Genomic DNA, 18,872 nt, shown 5'->3' on the forward strand with positions numbered 1-18,872 from the left:
AAGCCCTGCCTGCGGTAGCGGAGCCGGTTCCGGTGAAGCTGAACCTTCCCGTGCAACAGGCGGGATCGGCGAAGAACCTCCCGCATGCGGTCGGCTCCGAGAACACCCAGTCGAAGGCCAAGGCGCGCACTGCCGGCCCTGCGGTTCCCACCGGCAAACGCCCTAAAGGCGCTTTCCCGTTGGAAGTACGGCATGAGCCGACTGAGGAGCCGGCCACAGGCGGGTTGAAGTCTCCGCCACCGCTGCCCTGGAAGGCCAAGGAGTCCAAGGCCAAGGAACCTCGACGCTCGCCCAGCAAGCAGCCCAAGGTGAGCCAGTCCCAGCGGGGACCCCCGGCCGGGACCCCTGCCCGGACAGTCAAACCGGTGAACCGAGGTATGGCCAGGAAGGCTCCGGCGTCGAAGGCGAGTACCCCGTCTACGTCGAGAGCGGTGATTGTGAATGCGGAGTTGCGGAGTGAGGCCTCGGTAAGCGGTCCGAGTGTTTCAGAGTTGAATGCGGCACCGGCTACAAGAGGTGCGGAGCTGTGGACTCTTTCCTCCTTGTCACCGACGTTCAGCGCGAGGGTGAGGGATCCGGGCGGTGCCGACGTGGGGCTATCCGTCGAGGTAGAGCATGATCCTTCTGCGACGGGGCAAGGTAGCGGACAGATTTGGACTTCCGGTACGGGCTGGGCGAGCGCCTCGGGTTCGGTGGTGACCTCACCGGCAGCGAGTGGTTTGCAGGATGGTTGGTTGGTGCGGTGGCGGGTGCGCGGGTCGATAGCGGGGCCGCAGAGCACGGGGGTTTACGGCCCGTGGTCGGCCTGGCAGTCGGCGAAGGTTGATGTAAGCAAGCCTTCCGTATGGTCGCTCAACGCTTCTCCGGGGTCTGTGGCTGGAGGGCTGTGGACCTTTACGTCGTTGACCCCGACGTTGAGCGCCGTGGTGACCGACCCCGATGGTCGAACCGTGGGATTGTCGGTCGAGATTGAGCATGATCCTGCCGTCGTCGGCCAGGGCTCAGGGCTGATCTGGACGTACGGTTCGGGGCAGGGATCACCTAACGGAACCGTGGTTTCGGTACCGACGTGGTCTGGACATCTAAAGGATGGATGGTTGCTGCGCTGGCGGGTTCGCGGGTCTGTGATATCGGGGACTACCATTCTTTATGGTCCATGGTCGGATTGGCAGTCGGCCAAGGTGGATCTCAATAAGCCCACCACTTCCCAGTTGAGCGCTTCTCCGGGGACGCAGGGTTCCGGTTTGTGGACGTTGTCGTCGTTGACTCCGACACTTAGTGCCAGGGTTACCGATCCAGACAACCGGAACGTAGGGATTCATGCCGAACTTCATCACGATCCGTCGTCAACGGGTCAAGGGAGTGGGCTGATCTGGTCGTATAACGGAGGCAATGGCGCGGCCTCCGGCTCGGTGGTGACCTCGGGCGCGGTGAGTGGTTTGCAGGATGGCTGGTTGGTGCGCTGGCGTATGCGAGGCCATGTGTTGATTGACCACCTAGGCACAACGGCCTACGGACCGTGGTCTGGCTGGCAGACGGCCGTGGTTGATCTACGTAAGCCTGCTGTGTCCTCGTTTAGTGCTTCTCCGGGGACGCAGGGTTCCGGTTTGTGGACGTTGTCGTCGCTGACTCCGACTTTCAGCGCCACGGTGACCGATCCCCAGGCCCGAAACGTTGGCATGGAAGCTCAGGTGGAGCACGATCCTTCGGCGTCGGGCCAAGGCAGTGGGTTGATCTGGTCGGGATCCACCGGAAACGCTTCTCCTGCAGGCTCGACCGTGACGTCAGGTGCGGCCAGCGGTCTGCAGGATGGTTGGCTGGTGCGGTGGCGGGTCCGCGGTCGTGTGACATTTGGCTCCGGGAACCTGTACAGCCCCTGGTCGGAGTGGCAGGCGGCGAAGGTCGATATCGGTAAACCTGCTGTGTCGTCGTTGAGTGTCTCACCAGGGTCACAGGGTTCTGGTTTGTGGACGTTGTCGTCTCTGACCCCCCAGCTGGGGGCGACTGTTACCGATCCTCTCAACCGGACCGTCGGAGTGGCCGTTGAGGTCGAGCATGACCCTTCGGTTCCGGGTCAGGGCAGCGGTTTGATCTGGTCGGGTGCCACGGGGATGGGATCCCCTTCGGGGACGACGGTAAGGGCGGAGGTCGCCTCCGGGAAGCTGGTTGACGGTTGGTTGGTGCGGTGGCGGGTGAAGGGCCGTCCCGCGGGAGGTGCGGATGGTCCCTGGTCGGACTGGCAAAGCGCCCACATTGATCTCCGTAAGCCGACGGTGTCGGATCTGACGGGAATAGGGGCGGGCCAAGATGGTTTGTGGACGTTCACGTCGCTGACCCCGCAATTGGGCGCGAAGGTAACCGATCCTCTCGGCCGGACCGTAGGGGCATCGGTGGAGATCGAGCATGATCCATCGGTGCCAGGGCAGGGCCTCGGGTCGATCTGGTCGACTGGCACCGGTTCAGGGTCGACTTCCGGTTCGACGGTGTGGGTGACGGTGGCCTCCGGGAGGTTGTCGGATGGCTGGTTGGTGCGGTGGCGCGTTAGGGGGCATACAGGAGGTGTAAACGGTCCCTGGTCGGAGTGGCAACCGGCGAGGGTTCGAGTGAACAACCCGGTCGGCACGAGCCCGGGCGCGTTGCCCGGTACTCAAGGGTCCGGTCTGTGGACGCTCTCCTCGTTGACTCCCTGGTTCTACGCCCAGGTGACCGATCCGGGCGGGTCGTCCTCCCGGCTGGCTGCTGAGGTGGAGCACGACCCGTCGGTGCCGACCCAGGGCACCGGGTCCATCTGGGCAGGTCAAGGAACATCGATTCATACCTCAGGTTCCAACGCCTGGGTGCAGGTCCCCTCATCGCAGCTGACCGACGGATGGCTTGTCCGCTGGCGTGTGCGTGGTGTGACCACCGGTGGAACCCCTGGCACATGGTCCGCATGGCATCAGGCCAGGATTGAGGTGAACAAGCCGGCCGTCTCCGCAGAGGGGCTCACCCCGGCGACCGCAACCTCCGGGCTTTGGACGGTTTCCTCGGCGACACCGTGGATCCACGGTGTCGTCACCGACCCGGAGAACCGCTGGGCCAATCTGGGCGCGGAGGTGGAGCACGATCCTTCCGTACCGGGTCAAGGCACCGGCGCGATCTGGTCGGGGACGGGAACCACCTCGGTGGCACCGGGCAACAAGGCCTGGCTGCGGGTCCCCACGGCTACATTGACGGACGGCTGGCTGGTGCGTTGGCGAGTCCGCGGGGTAACCACCTCCGGGGTCAACGGTCCGTGGTCGGCCTGGCAGCAGACACGAGTCGACCTGAGCAAGCCGTCGGTCTCCGCTCCGGCGTTGACCCCCGCCACCGAGGGTTCGGGCCTGTGGACGACGTCGTCGCTGCGCCCCTGGATTCGCGCGACGGTGACCGACCCGGATGCCCGTACCTCGTATCTGGGTGTCGAGATCGAGCATGATCCTCTGGTCCCGACTCAGGGGACAGGCGCGATCTGGTCGGCGACCGGAACCGTCGCGGCGGCCTCGGGTGGCGAACCCCGGCTGCAGGTGCCGGCGTCGACTCTCTCCGACGGCTGGCTGGTGCGCTGGCGGGTCCGGGGTGTGACCACCACAGGTGTCAACGGCCCCTGGTCGGACTGGCGGTCGGCCCGCGTGGATCTGAAGAAGCCGGCGGCGGAGGCGCTGGGCATGACTCCGGCGACGCGGGGTGCCACAACGTGGACGGTCGGCACACTGCGTCCCTCCCTCTATGCCAAGATCACCGATGCTGAGAACCGGCAGTCCTATCTGGGGGTGGAGGTCGAGCACGACCCCGCTACCGAAGGACAGGGGACGGGCCTGATCTACTCGGGTACCGCCACAACCGCTTATCCATCGGGCTCCAGCGCGTGGTTGACGCTTCCCGCCAGCGCGACCCTGACCGATGGCTGGATGATCCGCTGGCGCGCACGCGGTGTGACGACCACGGGCGTCAACGGTCCCTGGTCGGACTGGGTGTCGGCGAAGGTCAGCGCTCTGCCGTTCACGGTCTTCTCCCCGGACAACAACATGCAGGTCGGCTCGCTGACCCCGACGTTGTCGGCACATGCCGAGCCCTTCAACGAAGAGCCGGTCACCTACTGGTTCCAGGTCTGCGCGGGAACCCGGCCGAACTGGACGTGGTGTGAGAGCGGGCGTTCGTGGGATCGGTCGGGAACCTGGCAGGTGCCCGGCGGGAAGCTGAAGTGGGGGGAGACCTACTGGTGGCATGCTCAGGCCGCCACCAGTCTGGCCACCGTGACGTCGTCCTGGCGTGCCTTCACGCCCACCCCCGAGCAGGGCACGATCAACTCGTTGCTGACCTCGGGCACAAACGGCCGCGACTTCAACCACGCTTCCGGCAACTACTCGCACACCGTGACGGATCTCAACGTGCCCACCGCCGGACTGCCGCTGGCGATCAGCCGTACGTACAACAGCCAGGATCCGCGGAGCGGGATGTTCGGTGCGGGATGGAGCACCCGCTGGGACATGCGGTTGGACGATGAACCGCAGACCTCGACGGTGCTGGTCACCTACCCGGACGGCCGTCAGGTCCGCTTCGCCGCCAAGGGCGACGGGACCTACGCCCCTCCGCAGGGCACCTATGCCACGCTGGCCACGGTGCCCGCGGGCGGCTGGCGTCTGATGGACAAGTCCTCCACCTCCTACTGGTTCGACGGCTCGGGTCGGCTGACCAAGGTTTCCGACAACCGGAACAGGTCACACGATCTGACCTACGACGGGTCCGGAAAGCTGGCTTCGGTAACCGGGGCCGGTGGCCGTACCCTCACCTTCACCTGGACCGGAAACAACGTGACGTCGGTGTCCACCGATCCGGTCAACGGCACCCCGATCACCTGGACGTACCAGTACGACGCCGGCAAGCTCAGCAAAACCTGCCCTCCGGCGGCCGGTACGGTCTGCACCACCTACACCTACGGGGACGCGTCCCGCTATCGAAGCATGGTTCAGAATTCGAGCCCGGCCGGCTACTGGCGGCTGAACGAGACCGCCACCTCCACCGGCACGAAGATAGCCAGTTCGGTCGGGTGGAACCTCGGGGTCGACGACGCCAAGCTGACCGGTTACACCGCGGACGTCACGACGGGGGTGCCCGGCCCGATCACCGGTTCGGGGAACAACGCGATGCGGTTCGGCGGCACCTCCAGCTCCACCTATGTCTCGTTGCCCAAGGCGACGATCAGCGGCCGGGGCGGCAGAGTCGCGGTGGAAGCCTGGTTCAAGACAACCGGCTCGGGCACCGTCATCGGATACCAGAACTCGGCGGACATCTACGCGACGTCGTACACCCCGGTGGTGTACGTCGGAACCGATGGCAAGCTTCGCGGCCAGTTCTACACAAGCGCGGCCACCCCGATCACCTCGGCGGCGGCTGTGAACGACGGCAACTGGCACCACGTGGTGCTGTCCGGCGCCGAGGACACCCAGACGCTCTACCTGGACGGCCAGGTCGTCGGCACCCTGGCCGGGACCATCAATCACTTCTTCCAGTGGGACACCCGGATCGGCTACGGGTTCGGTTCGTCGTCGTGGCCCGCGACCACCACGTCGGCGGGGCCGAGCGCCTTCCCCTTCGCCGGTGAGATCGACGAAGTGGCGGTGTACGGCAAGCCACTCAATCTGAAGCTCGTCCAGGCGCACTACGCGGCGCGGAACCCGCAGCCCCAGCTGACGCAGATCACCGAGCCGTCGGGCCGGGTGTGGGCGCACAACGTCTACGCGGCCGACGGCGGCCGGTTGACCGCGCACACCGACGACGACGGCGGCCAGTGGCAAGTCTCGGCCCCCGCGTACAGCAGGGAGTCCAGCACCCAGACGCTGGCCACGGTCACAGTGACCGATCCCAAGGGCGGCTCCCTCGTCTACGCCGACGACCCGATGCGTGGCCTGCGTACGGTCCGGCAGACGGATCAGCTGGGCCACGTCACCCGGTACACCTACGACGAGGGCGGATTCCTCGCCAAGGTGGTCGACCGGAACGGCAACGGCGTGGAGATGTCCTTCAACGCGCGCGGGAACGCGATCGCGAAGAAGACCTGCCGGGCGGTGGGCAACTGCTTCACCGAATACCTGGACTACTTCCTGAGGGTGGATGACCCGTTCGACCCGCGTAACGATCAGCTGGTCAAACTCAGGGACGGCAGGTCGGCTTCGGCGACCGACGACACGTACGCGACCACCTGGACGTTCAACACCCACGGCGAGCAGACCACGCAGTCCACCCCGGCCACCTCCGACTTCCCGACCGGCCGGTCGGATCTGACGACGTACACCGCGGGCACCGAGCCCGCGGTCGGGGGCGGCACGACGCCCGCCGGACTGATCGCCTCACTCAGGGACCACAAGGGCAACGAGACCACTTACGCCTACAACTCGGCCGGTGACGTGGCCCAGGTGACGGAGCCCACCGGGTTGATCACCCGGTACGGTCACGACGCGATCGGCCGGGTCACCGCCAAGACGGAGGTTTCGGCGGCGGTTCCCGCGGGTGTGACCTCGACGTTCACCTACGACGCGCAGTCGCGCCTGGCCACGCACACCGGACCGGGGGTCCGGAACGAGGTGACGAACGCCACGCACACCTCGCAGGTGACCTTCACCTACGACGCCGACGGCAACACGCTGACCGAGACGGTCGGCGACCTCACCGGGGGCGACGCGGCCAGAACGGTGACCTATACCTACGACGCGTACGGCCGGGTGGCGACGACGACCGGCGCCGAGAACGGCACACTCACCTACACCTGGGACAACACCGGCGCCCGAACCCAGGTGATCGACGAACTCGGCACCCGGTTCGACTACGCCTACACCCCGCGCGGTGAGCTGGCCACCAGGACGATCAAGGGATGGACGGGCAGCCCGGTGGCTCCCCAGGCTCCTGAGGACAAGGTCCTGGAGTCCTACGCCTACGACCCGGAGGGCCGTCTCGCGTCCCGGGTCGACGCGATGGGCCGTAAGACCAGCTTCACCTACTTCGCGGACGACCTGCTCGCGGAGGTCATCGCCGACGACGCCCGGCTCAACGGTTCCCTCACTCCCCGGGACGTGGTGCTGGAGTCCAACACCTACGACCCGTCCGGGAACGTGGTGCGGGTCGTCGGCGGCGGCGGGATCGAGCGCAGCGACTACGTGTACGACGCCGCGGACCGGCTGACCTCGGAGACCTTCGACCCGACGGGGCTCGCCCGCAAGGCCGAGTACGTCTACGACGCCAACGACAATGTGACGCGTGTACGGGCGACCGCCGCCGGAACCACCCGCGAGGAAGTGGTCGAGTACGCCTACAACGCCGACGACGACGTGATTCGCCGTACGGTACGCAACGGCGCCACGGACCTGGTGACCACCCGGACGTTCGACGACCGCGGTCTGATCACCGCGGTGACCGACCCCCGGGGCAACGCGGCCGGCGCCAACGCCGCGGCGTTCACGGCGATGATGCGGTACGACATCGCCGGTCGTCCTGTGGAGATGCAGGAACCGGAGGTCCGGATCGAGAAGTCCGGCGTGGCGGCGGTGAACGCCCGCCCGGTCACCCGGTTCGGTTACGACAGCGCGGGGCGGCGAACCCACCTGGTCGACCCGGAGGGCGACACCACCCGGTACGGGTTCGACCGGCTTGGACGGTTGACCTCGGTCACCGACCCGCAATACGCCCAGCCGGGCGGGGGCACCCTCACCCCGCAGCGGACGTACGCGTACAACCATGCCGGTCAAGTGACCAGCTACACCGATCCGCGGGGTTCGACCTGGACGACCGAGTACGACCGGCTGGGCAACCGGGTGCGGGTCACCGAACCGGCTGTCACCGGACAGACCGCCGGGCAGTGGATCTATGAGTACGACCTGCTGGGCGAGCAGCTGGCTGGGACCGACCCGTTGGGGGCACGGGTCCAGAACACCTACGACGACCTCGGGCGCCCGATCACCACGACCTTGATCGAGCGGTCGCCGACTTCGCAGGCTTTCGTCACCTCGCTGGAGTACAACGACGCCGACGAGCGGACCAAGGAGATCGGGCCGCAGAGCCGTACCACAACCTGGGTTGTGAACGCGGCAGGGGAGATCGTCACCGAGACCGACCCGGCGAACAACGCCACCACCTACGCCTACGACCTGATGGGCCGCACGGTGAAGGCGACGAACCCGCTGGGCAACTCCACGATCAACGAGTTCGACCTGGCGGGACGCCGTACCGCGGTGAAGGAGACCGACAACGCGGGCACCGAGCTGCGGGCCTCCGCCTTCGGGTACGACCTGGCGGGCAACCAGACCTCGGAGACCTCGCCCGAGGGCAACACCGTGCAGAGCGTCTACGACGCCGGGAGCCAGCTGATCGAGCTGATCGAACCGGTCACCGGGACCCAGACGATCAGCACGACGTACGGCTACGACGCGGCCGGCTCGCTGACCCGGACCACCGACGGCCGCGGCAACACGGTGTGGACCACCTACAACAGCATGGGCGAGATCGAATCCCAGATCGAGCCGGCGACCACGGCGCACCCGAACGCCGCCGACCGCACCTGGACCTACGTCTACGACGCCGACGGGAACAACCTGGCCTCGCTGCAGCCCGGCGGGGTCCGGATCGACAACGAGTACGACCAGCTCGGCAGGCTGGTCCGGCAGGTCGGCGCCAACGCCGAAGTCGTCACCCCGCAGTGGACGTTCGGCTACGACAAGGCGGGGCGGCAGACCTCGATCGGCGACTACGGACTGGAGTACAACGACCGAGGGCTGCTCACCAGGCTGACCAAGGCCGGGACGCAGAAGGCGGCGTTCACCTACGACGCGTACGGGAACCCGACCCAGCGGGTGGACGACAACGGCACCTCGACCTTCGGCTGGGACGTCGTCGACCGCCTGCAATCCACCAACGACCCGGTCACCGGGCGGTCGCTCACCTACGCCTACGACAACAACGACCGGCCCGTCTCGCAGACCTCGGCAAACCCCGCCGGGTTGCAGGAGTACGGCTACGACGCCATGGACCGGATCACCGAGCAGACGCTCAAGAACGACGTGGGCGCCCAGCTCGCCAAGATCAACTATGGCTGGGACAAGGACGACAACCTTGTTTCGAAGGTGACCCAGGGTACGGCCGGCGCCGGGACCAACACCTACGGGTACGACAAGGTCGGGCGGCTGACCTCGTGGACCGACCCGGCCGGGACCAGCACCACCTACGAATGGGACGCATCCGGCAACCGCACCCGAGCCGGAGCCAACACCTTCACCTATGACCAGCGCAACCGGCTCCTCTCCGGCGGCGGCACCAGCTACACGTACACGCCGCGGGGCACCATCGCCACCGAGACCACCGGTGGGGTCACCAAAGAGCTGAAGTTCGACGCGTTCGACCAGCTCGTCTCCGACGGCGATGTCACCTACTCCTACGACAGCCTGGGCCGCATCGCCTCCCGGACCAAAGCCGGCAGCGAGGAGCGATACTCCTATTCCAGCCTGGAGAACGACATCTCCGTCGTCACCGACGGCGCCGGAGTGGTCAAAGCCCGCTTCGGCCGCGGCCCCGACGGGGAACTGCTCGGGCTCTCCGAAGGCGGCGTGTCACTCGGGGTCATGAGCGACCAGCACGACGACGTGGTGGCCACGTACTCGGGCGGCGCGCTGGTGGACTCCACCGCCTACAGCCCGTTCGGCGAGATCAGCGCCCGGACCGGGGTGGGGAGGCGGCTCGGCTTCCAAGGCGAGTACACCGACCCCGACACCGGCAAGGTCAACATGGCCGCCCGCTGGTACATGCCGGGCACCGGCGGATTCGCCTCCCGCGACGACTGGACGATCGACCCGTATCCGTCGGGCAACCTCAACCGCTACAGCTACGCCAGCGGCTCACCGCTCAACTACACCGACCCGTCGGGCAACTGCCCGTTCTGTATTCCGATCTTCTTCATGGTCGCCAGAGTTGCGGTGCAGGTCGCGGTACGGACTGCGGCGGTACGGGCCGTCAAGCAGGTGGTCAGGGCGGTTCAGAGAGTCGGTGGCAAGGGTGGCAAGCCTAAGCCTCAAGGCGCTCCGAAGCCGCCTGTCGGCAAGCCGAAGCCGAACAACGTCGGCAAGCCGAAACCGAACAACAATGCCGGAAAGCCAGGTACCAAGTCCAAGGCCAATCAGAGACCGAAAGCGGATCGGGGTAAATCTAAGGCTAATCAGAACAGGACTAAGGCTAATAACAATAAGAACAATAGGGTAAACAAGGGCAATAAGGGCAACAAGACAAACAGGGGAAATAAAGGCAGCAAGGGCAATAAGGGCAATAAGGGCAATAAGGGAAGCAAAGGTAACAAGGGTAACAAGGGTAACAAGGGTAACAAGGGGAATAAGGGGAATAAGGGGAACAAGGGCAATAAGGGAAGCAAAGGTAACAAGGGTAACAAGGGGAATAAGGGCAAGCCGCAGGGCAAAGGCGGCGCAGGGAAGGGTAACAAGAAGGGCGGAAACAAGGGAGGAAAGCCCAACAACAGCGGGAACAACGGGAACCCGACTCCCAGCCCCTATGCCAAGGAAATCTTCAAGGACGCAATAATCGACGCCGGCCTTGAGGATTTCGGCCTCAATGTTCCAGCGGTGTGTCGAAGTATCCGAGCTTGCATCAGGGACGTCATCGAGGAGGTTGCCGAGAACGTCGTAGACGATGCAGTAGACGACATCATCGAGAACATCGTCCCCGACATCCCAGTCGACATCCCCGGCGCCGGCGACTCGTGCGACACCAGGCGCAGAAACAGCTTCGTCCCCGGTACGCCGGTCCTTATGGCCGACGGCTCAAGCAAGCCCATCGAGGACATCAAGCCAGGCGACGAAGTCCTGGCCTCCGACCCGCAGACCGGCCGCACCGAACCCAAGCCGGTCACCACTCTGATCGCCAGTACAGGCGAAAAGAACCTCGTCGACCTCGCCATCGACCTCGACGGCGACCGCGGCAACGCCACCGACACAATCACCGCCACCGACGACCACCCCTTCTGGGTCGAAGACCTTCGCAAATGGGTCCCGGCTGGCGACCTCGAACCCGGTATGTGGCTCCGCACAGGCGCTGGCACCTACATCCAACTCGCCGCCCTAACGCACCGCACCGTCACACAACGCGTCCACAACCTCACAGTAGCTGGTATTCCCACCTATTATGTGATCATCGGGGATCAATCAATCCTCGTTCACAATACAAAGCCGCCACGTGAAAGCGACTGGACGCCCGATGACGATTACTCCCCGGCCGAGATTGAGAAGCGAGGTGCAAATTACAGGGCGTACTTCAGTGCACCACGAGACGTTGTGGATATTATTAACAATATCCTACAGGACCCAAGCTATCCGCAGAGGGAGACTGGTTCTGCCGGTAACAGACGTCCCGATGTATATCAAGCAAACGGTGCTCCTCGAAGTGCTCAGAGATGGAGAGGGTCGGCAATTTATGACAACGGTGATCCACTCAGTCAAGCCCGCGTCCTAGTTGATGCGAATGGGAATATGGCGTACGTGGGAAGGGATAAGGCTGGCGCTCATAATTATAATCAGATAATTTCGTGTCCATGGGTTACGAGGTAATTGGGCAATTCGCGTCGCCTACTTATTGCTAGGTGCCTCATAAATGCTGCTCTGCGGTGTTGTGTCTTGGGAGATCTGTGAGTGTGTGTTATGAGAGAAGCAGTTTTGGCAGCGTCGCTTGCCGAGGCTGGGTTAACATTCAGAGGCATGGTTGATCTGGCCACCCCGCTTATTCCGCCAACGGTTGCGACGTTCGCTAGCAGTTCTCCTGAGGTCGATGACGTGTTCAGTTTGCCAGTGGATTCTGATGATTCCATACTGCAGGAGAGGGGTAACTGTGGGTGGTATCGACTATCTCGAGATGGTGGGCTATTTGGAGAACTCGGCTCAGAATTCCTGGTAGGTGTTAACTGTGCTGAAAGTAGCTGGCCTGGTACATGGTGGTGGGCGCGAACTGAGCTGTCGGATCGATGGGACCTCATGGGCGCTGGTGCAGCCTCGGGAGTTCTCGGCAACGGAAGCTGTCGGCCGGCATTTGTTATGCTGTCTCTCGACGGGAACGTAGTTGTTCGGGGGGATACAGGGGAACTTGTGATAGAGATCATTCTGGTTCGCAAGCCTCATCGTATTGAGCGATTTCGTCGGCATGGCGAATGGTTGGCGGGTCGGCCTAGTACGGGAGAATTTGTTAGAATCGGGATCAGGCGTTGGTTGAGTGATAACTCTATTGATGGCCCTTAGGTTTCCTGTCGGGTCAATTTGGTCTAATGGTGTTGATGCTGAAGAATCCCGTGCGAGAGCGATCTGTGGAGGAAGATAGGGATTTGGGGGATTCGTTTAAGCCCTTATCAAGTTTACGGTTGCGAATTGTTGCCTTGGGGTTCGTGGCCGTGGGCCTGGTGCTGATCTGGCACTTCGGGATGACGTTTCTGTATGTGGCGCCGTGGAACCCGGCCTACGACAAGAGTGCCTCGGTGGTCGAGGGCTACATGAACCCCTACTTCGGGCAGAACTGGGAGTTGTTCGCCCCCGATCCGATCGACTACAACGCGCGGGTGCTGGTGCGGGCGAAGGTGAAGGACGCATCGGGGTGGGAGCGGCACACCGGGTGGCTGGATATGACCGGTCCGGAGCGGAAAAGGGCCCTCGGCTCACTGTTTCCAGGGCGGGTATCGCGGGTGGTGGGTGGTAGCCGGCAGTTGATGACGGACGCCGATGTGCCGCCGTCGGCAGCTTCCCTGCCTAAGCAAGAGGAGACCGAGGGGCCGGAAACAGAGACGGTTGAGGAGAAACCCGTCGATCTGGTACTCCAGGACCAGGCGGTCCGGCATATGCGGGCGATCGCGACTCTGGCCGCGCGGGCCGAATGGGGCGATGGAGTGACCGCGGTCCAGGTGCGAATCTCCGATCACCTCTTCCCGCGTTTCGAGGACAAGGATAGAAACGGCAAAGGGACCAAGACCTACAGCGACTTCGATTGGTGGCAGCCGGTGGCGGTGTCGGCGGACGCGGTGCGGATGTGGAAAGAGGCGTACCGGTGAACCCGGATGGCGAACTGTCACTGGTCTCGCCGAAAGAGCTGCTTGCGCGGCTAGGTATGCGGGTGCGGAATACGGTTGAGCGGGTAAGCGGGGTCCGGTATGGGGTGTACGGGCTGGCGGTGCTGCGTATCGGCTATGGCTTGGTGCTGCTCGGGTTGTTGCTGACGAGCTATTTCGATCGCCGGTTGTTGTGGGGCCCGGAGTCGGCGTGGACGACCGACCTCTTCAAGGAGAGCCTGGGCCAAGACGGCACGTTCTCCCTGTTCGCGATCTCGGATTCAGGCGTCTGGTTCGAGGTCCTGTTCCACGCGTTCCTGCTGGTCGTGGTGGTGTTCATCCTGGGCTGGCGGACCCGGTGGATCACCCCGGTGCTGGCGGTCCTGGTGTGGTCGTGGCATCAGCGGCAGCCGTGGGTGCTGGACGGCGGCGACAACCTGATGCAGCTGGTGCTCTTCTACCTGGTCTTTGCCGACCTGTCGGCCCGCTGGTCCCTGGACGCCAGACGAAAGGCACGGCGTGCCGCAGCGCGAGCCACTGCGGAATCGGCAGAGCAGGGTCTCACCAAGCAGAGCCAGGCCCGGGGGAAGCTGGAGGCGGCGGCAACAGTCGATTTACCCATCTCCGATGTGCCTGTGGGGCTCCCTGCGTTCGAGGGCGGCCTGCGCTGGCGGTTGGCCACGATTCTGCACAACGCCGCCCTGCTGGCGACGCTGCTGCAGGTGAGCATCGTCTACTTCAACGCCGGCCTGCTCAAGGTGCGGGGCGAGATGTGGCAGCAGGGCACCGCCCTCTACTACACGCTGCGCACCGACGAGTTCGCGCCGTTCCCGTGGCTGAGCCGTCTCATCTGGGAGAACGACCTGGCGGTGAACGCCGGCTCCTACTTCGCGGTCTTCATCCAGCTGGCCTTCCCGCTGCTGATGCTCAACCGGATCACCCGCAGGCTCGGCCTGGTCGCCGTCACGGGCATGCACGTCGGTATCGGCGTGCTGATGGGTCTGGGCTCGTTCTCTCTGATCATGATCTTCTCGGACCTGCTGTTCGTCCGCAGCGGCACCTACCGCCGGGTTGGAGCCTTCGCCCGAGCGATCTCGAACCGCCGCCGGAACCGCTTGAGCCTCAAGGCGCCTACTCGGCTGCCACGGCGGGTGACCAAACCTACCCCGCCTACCGCCGTCAAAGTACCTCAGCAACGTACCTGAACATATCGATGAAGCCGGGGCGAGCTTGGACCTGGTCATGTCCAGCGAAATGGTATATGAAGGGCCTTCATGTAGCCCCTAATCAGGCGATGAGGGTAGAGATGATCCTGATCCTCGTTCCGCGCCTGCCATAAGGAGCAACGATAGCGGAGGGGTAAGCGAGAGCCTGGGGTCTCTTGAGCCTCTGAAAGCCTCAGAGGCTCCAATTCTATTCGGCAGGCGCTTTCTGTGGGTTTTGGCTGGAGTCCATGATGGGAACCTGGGGATCTGGTCCGTTCGACAACGACACTGCCGAAGACTTCCTCGATGAGCTGGAAGAAATGTCTCCATCTCAACGCCAGGCACTTGTCGAGAAATTGTTCCACTCAGCTATTGAGGGCCGGGAAGGTTCAAGGACCTCTGTGCTTCCTGAGGAAGTAGTGGCTGCTGCGGCTTTGGTTGCGGCTAATATTCCAGCCGGGAGTTCCATTTTTTTGAACGAGGACTATCCAGGGATCGCAGAATGGTTGGAGAGGCCGGTTTTGCCTGCTCTCGCTTCGCTTGCGATTCAGGCCGTAGAAGTTACATTCTCCGCAGACAGCTGGTTCTGGGGGAGCTGGGTCGACACCGAATCGAGGAAGGAGGCTCAGTCGGCGATCCGCAGCTTGAGGTCTGTACTGGCTCCGGACAGCAAAGGCGAACCTTGATCGCTCTGCGGTCCGCAGGCTCGATCTGGGCGCCGTCCTCTTCACGTACCTGGGCGTCGGGGTACTGATGGGCTGGTCGCCGACCAGCCGGGCGTTCGTCACTTGGCGGGAGTGCGACGCCGAGGAGCGCGTCAAGGAGACGGGGCCGCGAAGCCGTACCACTGCCGGGGTGGTGAACACGACGGGTGAGACTCCGGAGACCACTCCGGCGAACAACAGCTCCACCACCGGTCCCTGCGACCCGCTGCGGTGTCAGGACGAGGAAACCGTCGGGGGTTTCAACCCGGGACCACTGGCTTCACGAGTTGCGCACCGGCGATCCGGTGACACGGAGGCTAGCCGTCGAGGCCATCGACCGGTTCTTGGATCAGGGCCCGGTTCTGATCGTTCCCTTATCTGCTGTATCGAGGATGCCATTCGTGCCGCTTATTGACCGTCCACGTGACGAGATCTAAGGTTCATTTAGGAAAGTTTCCTAAAGGAATAGCCGTTCGCGCCCCCCAGCCTCTAGGAGATTCACCATGAGCCTTCGTCGTCGCATCGCGACCCTCTCCAGCGTCGCCGCCCTCGCTCTGAGCGCCGTGGCGTTCACCCCCGGCACCGCCATGGCCAGCCCCTCCAACTGCAGCTATCAGTACGGCTCGAGCTGGGTATCCGGCCTCTGCACCTCCGGCACAGGCAAGCATTTCGTGGTCGTGCGTGCGCAGCACTACACCGGGCTGATCCTGATCACCGGTCTCTGCGTGCCCATCGGCCAGACCTCGACGGCGACGGTCAACTGGCCGATCGTCTACGTCGGCTCGTCCGCGTGCTGAAAGCCGGTCCGGCTGCATAACCGGTGCCGCGACGCCGCACCGAACGCGCGGCACCGGGCCTGCCCTGATGCAGCAGATCGGGGGAGGACGGCTGGAGTACGACGACGTCCGCAGCGGCACCTACCGCCGGGTCGGGGCGTTCGCCCGAGCTGGCGGCGACCGTACCCGGCGCAGGGCGCGACCCCGGCCCCGTCCGTGTCGGCGAGACTCGCGAAAAGCCGTACCCTCGCTCGATCTTGATGTTCCGGCCTCCGGGCTGCGACGCATCCTGTGGCACCGAGGTGCCTCACATTCCGACACGCCTTCCGTACGGCTGAGGGCCGCTGCCCGTTGTCGCTGGTCTCCCGGCAAAGTTGTCGCATCGCCTGGGCAAGGCCGTACTTCGATGGGCGCCTGCCATGGCTCGGTGCTCAACCATGGAGACAGTGGAGTCTGGGCGCGAGAATTGGCCCGGCGCGCTCAGCGGGGGATGCTCGAATGTGTCGGCTGTTCGGTTTGAGTAGTGTTCCACGCCGGTCCCGGGCCACCTTCTGGTTGCTGAACGCTCCGGACAGTCTCCGGGATCAGGGCTACCGGGACCCGGATGGGACGGGGCTCGGCTTCTTCGACCCCGATGGATCGCCGGAAGTGTGTAAGGCACCCATCGCCGCATACGCGGACCGTCGTTTCGCCGAGGAAGCCAGAGAGGTGCGCTCCACCACCTTTGTTGCTCATGTTCGGTTCGCGTCGACCGGTGGGCTGGTTGACCGGAACACTCATCCGTTTGAGCAGGATGGCCGACTGTTCGCGCACAACGGGGTGGTTGAGGGTCTGGACCTGCTTGACGCGAAGCTCGGAGCGGAACGGACACTGGTCAAGGGCGACACCGATTCGGAGCGGGTATTCGCTTTGATCACCCAGGGGATCCGGGCGAGTGGCGGAGACGTAGGGGCCGGTATCGAGTATGCCACCCGATGGATCGCGGCGAACTTGCCGCTGTACGCTCTCAATTTCGTTCTCATCACGCCTGACGGCCTATGGGCTCTGCGTTATCCGGATACACATGAGCTCTATCTGCTGGAGTTGACTCCGGAAGGCCGATCTGGTCCTCGGCATCTCAATCACGTCGGCACGGGAGGCCGTATTCGGATGTACTCCGATGATCTAGCCGATGTGCCGGCGTCGGTGATAGCGAGCGAACGGATGGACGACAATCCGAAATGGCGGCTGCTTGAACCCGGCGAGCTCGTACAGAGTGCTCCGGATCGTCTCCTGGTCCGGCGAATGCTCCTACCCGATCCACCGGCTCACCCATTGACGCTTGCCGACCTCCGTCCTGAAGCCGCCGCGTCACAGCGTGCCCATCCCCAGGGGTCCTCTTGATCATGATGCACCCGTCACAGCCGGACCTGTTGTTGTCCGCAGCGGGACCTACCGCCACGTCGCCGCCTGCACACGAGCCGTCTGGAGCCGCCCCAGAAAGCGCCCTGACACGATGAAGTCCTTCAAGCCGCGTTCACGAGTGACCGACCTTCGGTCGGCTCACACACTTGTCAACGCGCCCTGGCAGTGTGCCGGAGGGTCCGCCAGCGCTCTTTGATCAGGGTGAATCTTCGCTCGCCAAGACAGCGTGGCGCGCGGTTGGTGCGGTTGTCTGGGCTGAGGACCTGGTTTCCTTAGGCTTGCCCGATCGGCGTGTGAATGCCGGTTTCTTGTGGTGCGAGCTCTTCTACCGGGGAGTTCCGTCTTGACAACCAACATTCCTGGCGGAGCCATCGCATCACTAGTGAGTGACCGATCGGGAAGTGGCGCCTGCCCTCTTTAGGGAAGCAATTCCTGAAGTCCGGCGAGATGCCCGAGTTCCGACTCGATGCGCTGCCTGTCGCTGGAGGTGAGTTCCAGACCGCGCAAGTCGGCGCCCCATGGATCGGTGGGCTCGCCGAGGACCATGGCCAGGTCGATGAGGTGGCACAGGGCAATGGCCCGCTCGACCACCGGGGCGTCCGCGCCATGCCTGCGCACCGCAGACTTGAGCGCGCGGAAAGCCTGCAGGTCATCATTTTTGAACTCGCGCAGAATCCGGGCGTTGTCGAGCGCCCTGGCCAGGCCTGTCAGCTTCTTCGAGCCGCCATACTCCAGTTCGGCCGGCTCACCACGTTGGATGAATATGATCGAGTTCCCGGACGGATCGATCAGCGTGAACCGGGACGCACCTGGCCGGTAGCGGGTGATCCGCGGCAGGCCGGAACTCAGCACCTTGCCGTGGACCCGGCGCATCGCCGCGACCAACGCCGCGTGGTATGGCGCCACGGCGTCGACCATGACCAGGCAGCCTCCGGACTCCTCCCGGGCCGGATCCAGCCCTTTGGGCGCAGGGCCGAAGTGCAGTTGGAATCCGCTCCATTGCAGCGCCAGATAGACATAGGGCTTGCTCTGCTTGTAGGTCGCCTTGAACCCCAACGCCTCATAGAACGCCAAGGTCTCCTCCACCGACGCGCAGGGCATCAACGGCACCGTCGTCTCGTTCGGCCGAACCGCGATCTCACTCACGTCATTCCACCTTCCAGGTCGTCCGACGATGCTTGCACCATGCAGCGAACCTCGCATATGGATCGTTCCAATCAGGGTAGGGATGCAGGTTGGTGCCAGCGGGCATCCGTGATGCCTGTTCGAGCTGCAGGGCGTGTGAATCCGATGGGAGCTCACCTCAGTGCACCTGAACACCTCTTGCTCCATCTCGGGCATCCGATCGTCAAGACCTTGATCGAACGTTCTCCGGGCAGATGGTTTTCGTCACCTCGCCGGAGTGCAAGTACGCCGATGCTCGTGCCGAGGAGATCGCGCTGCGGAGCCGTACCAGTGACTTGGGTGGATATCCAGCGGATGGAAGCAACTTAAGGGGCGGATTTGGTGCGGGGGCTTGTTATAGAGGCAGCTCATGATGGGCTTCCGATGGAAATATTGAAATGGCTGATTTTGTGTGTCCTTCGTCATGATAATCAGGTATTTATCGGCGGTTAGTCTGATTTGGTGGGTATTGCGCTGTCGTTTTGGTAAGTGATTTGTTGGCGCCTCAAACGGGCCGGGAATTGTC

7 protein-coding genes are annotated in these 18,872 nt (G+C 64.0%); 6 read left to right on the top strand and 1 reads right to left on the bottom strand.

Features of this window, described 5'->3' with window-relative positions; translation table 11 throughout:
* Nucleotides 1–2,954: 2,954 nt before the first annotated feature.
* From RUR_RS08200 to RUR_RS08225, 6 genes are all read left to right on the top strand, one after another.
* Nucleotides 2,955–11,615: a DUF6531 domain-containing protein gene (locus RUR_RS08200; protein ID WP_283134313.1), complete on the top strand. Its 8,661-nt coding sequence runs from the start codon at nt 2,955–2,957 to the stop codon at nt 11,613–11,615.
* An 830-nt stretch (nt 11,616–12,445) separates the two neighbouring features.
* Nucleotides 12,446–13,096, top strand: coding sequence for a DUF5819 family protein (locus tag RUR_RS08205; RefSeq protein WP_283134314.1), 651 nt, complete (start codon nt 12,446–12,448; stop codon nt 13,094–13,096).
* A gap of 62 nt (nt 13,097–13,158) precedes the next feature.
* Nucleotides 13,159–14,298, top strand: coding sequence for an HTTM domain-containing protein (locus tag RUR_RS08210; protein WP_283134315.1), 1,140 nt, complete (start codon nt 13,159–13,161; stop codon nt 14,296–14,298).
* Nucleotides 14,299–14,549: 251 nt separating this feature from the next.
* Nucleotides 14,550–14,984, top strand: a complete 435-nt coding sequence (locus RUR_RS08215) for a DUF4259 domain-containing protein (RefSeq protein WP_283134316.1) — start codon at nt 14,550–14,552, stop codon at nt 14,982–14,984.
* A 521-nt stretch (nt 14,985–15,505) separates the two neighbouring features.
* Nucleotides 15,506–15,799, top strand: coding sequence for a hypothetical protein (locus tag RUR_RS08220; protein WP_283134317.1), 294 nt, complete (start codon nt 15,506–15,508; stop codon nt 15,797–15,799).
* Between the two features lie 477 nt (nt 15,800–16,276).
* Complete coding sequence (locus tag RUR_RS08225) at nt 16,277–17,161, top strand: class II glutamine amidotransferase (RefSeq protein WP_283134318.1); 885 nt, start codon at nt 16,277–16,279, stop codon at nt 17,159–17,161.
* A gap of 438 nt (nt 17,162–17,599) precedes the next feature.
* On the opposite strand, the gene RUR_RS08230 is transcribed toward RUR_RS08225, so the two are convergent.
* Nucleotides 17,600–18,328, bottom strand: coding sequence for a VOC family protein (locus RUR_RS08230; RefSeq protein ID WP_283134319.1), 729 nt, complete (start codon nt 18,326–18,328; stop codon nt 17,600–17,602).
* Nucleotides 18,329–18,872 lie beyond the last annotated feature (544 nt).

It is taken from the genome of Rhizohabitans arisaemae (assembly GCF_025996515.1).
In the GTDB taxonomy this organism is placed as follows: Bacteria; Actinomycetota; Actinomycetes; order Streptosporangiales; family Streptosporangiaceae; genus Rhizohabitans; species Rhizohabitans arisaemae.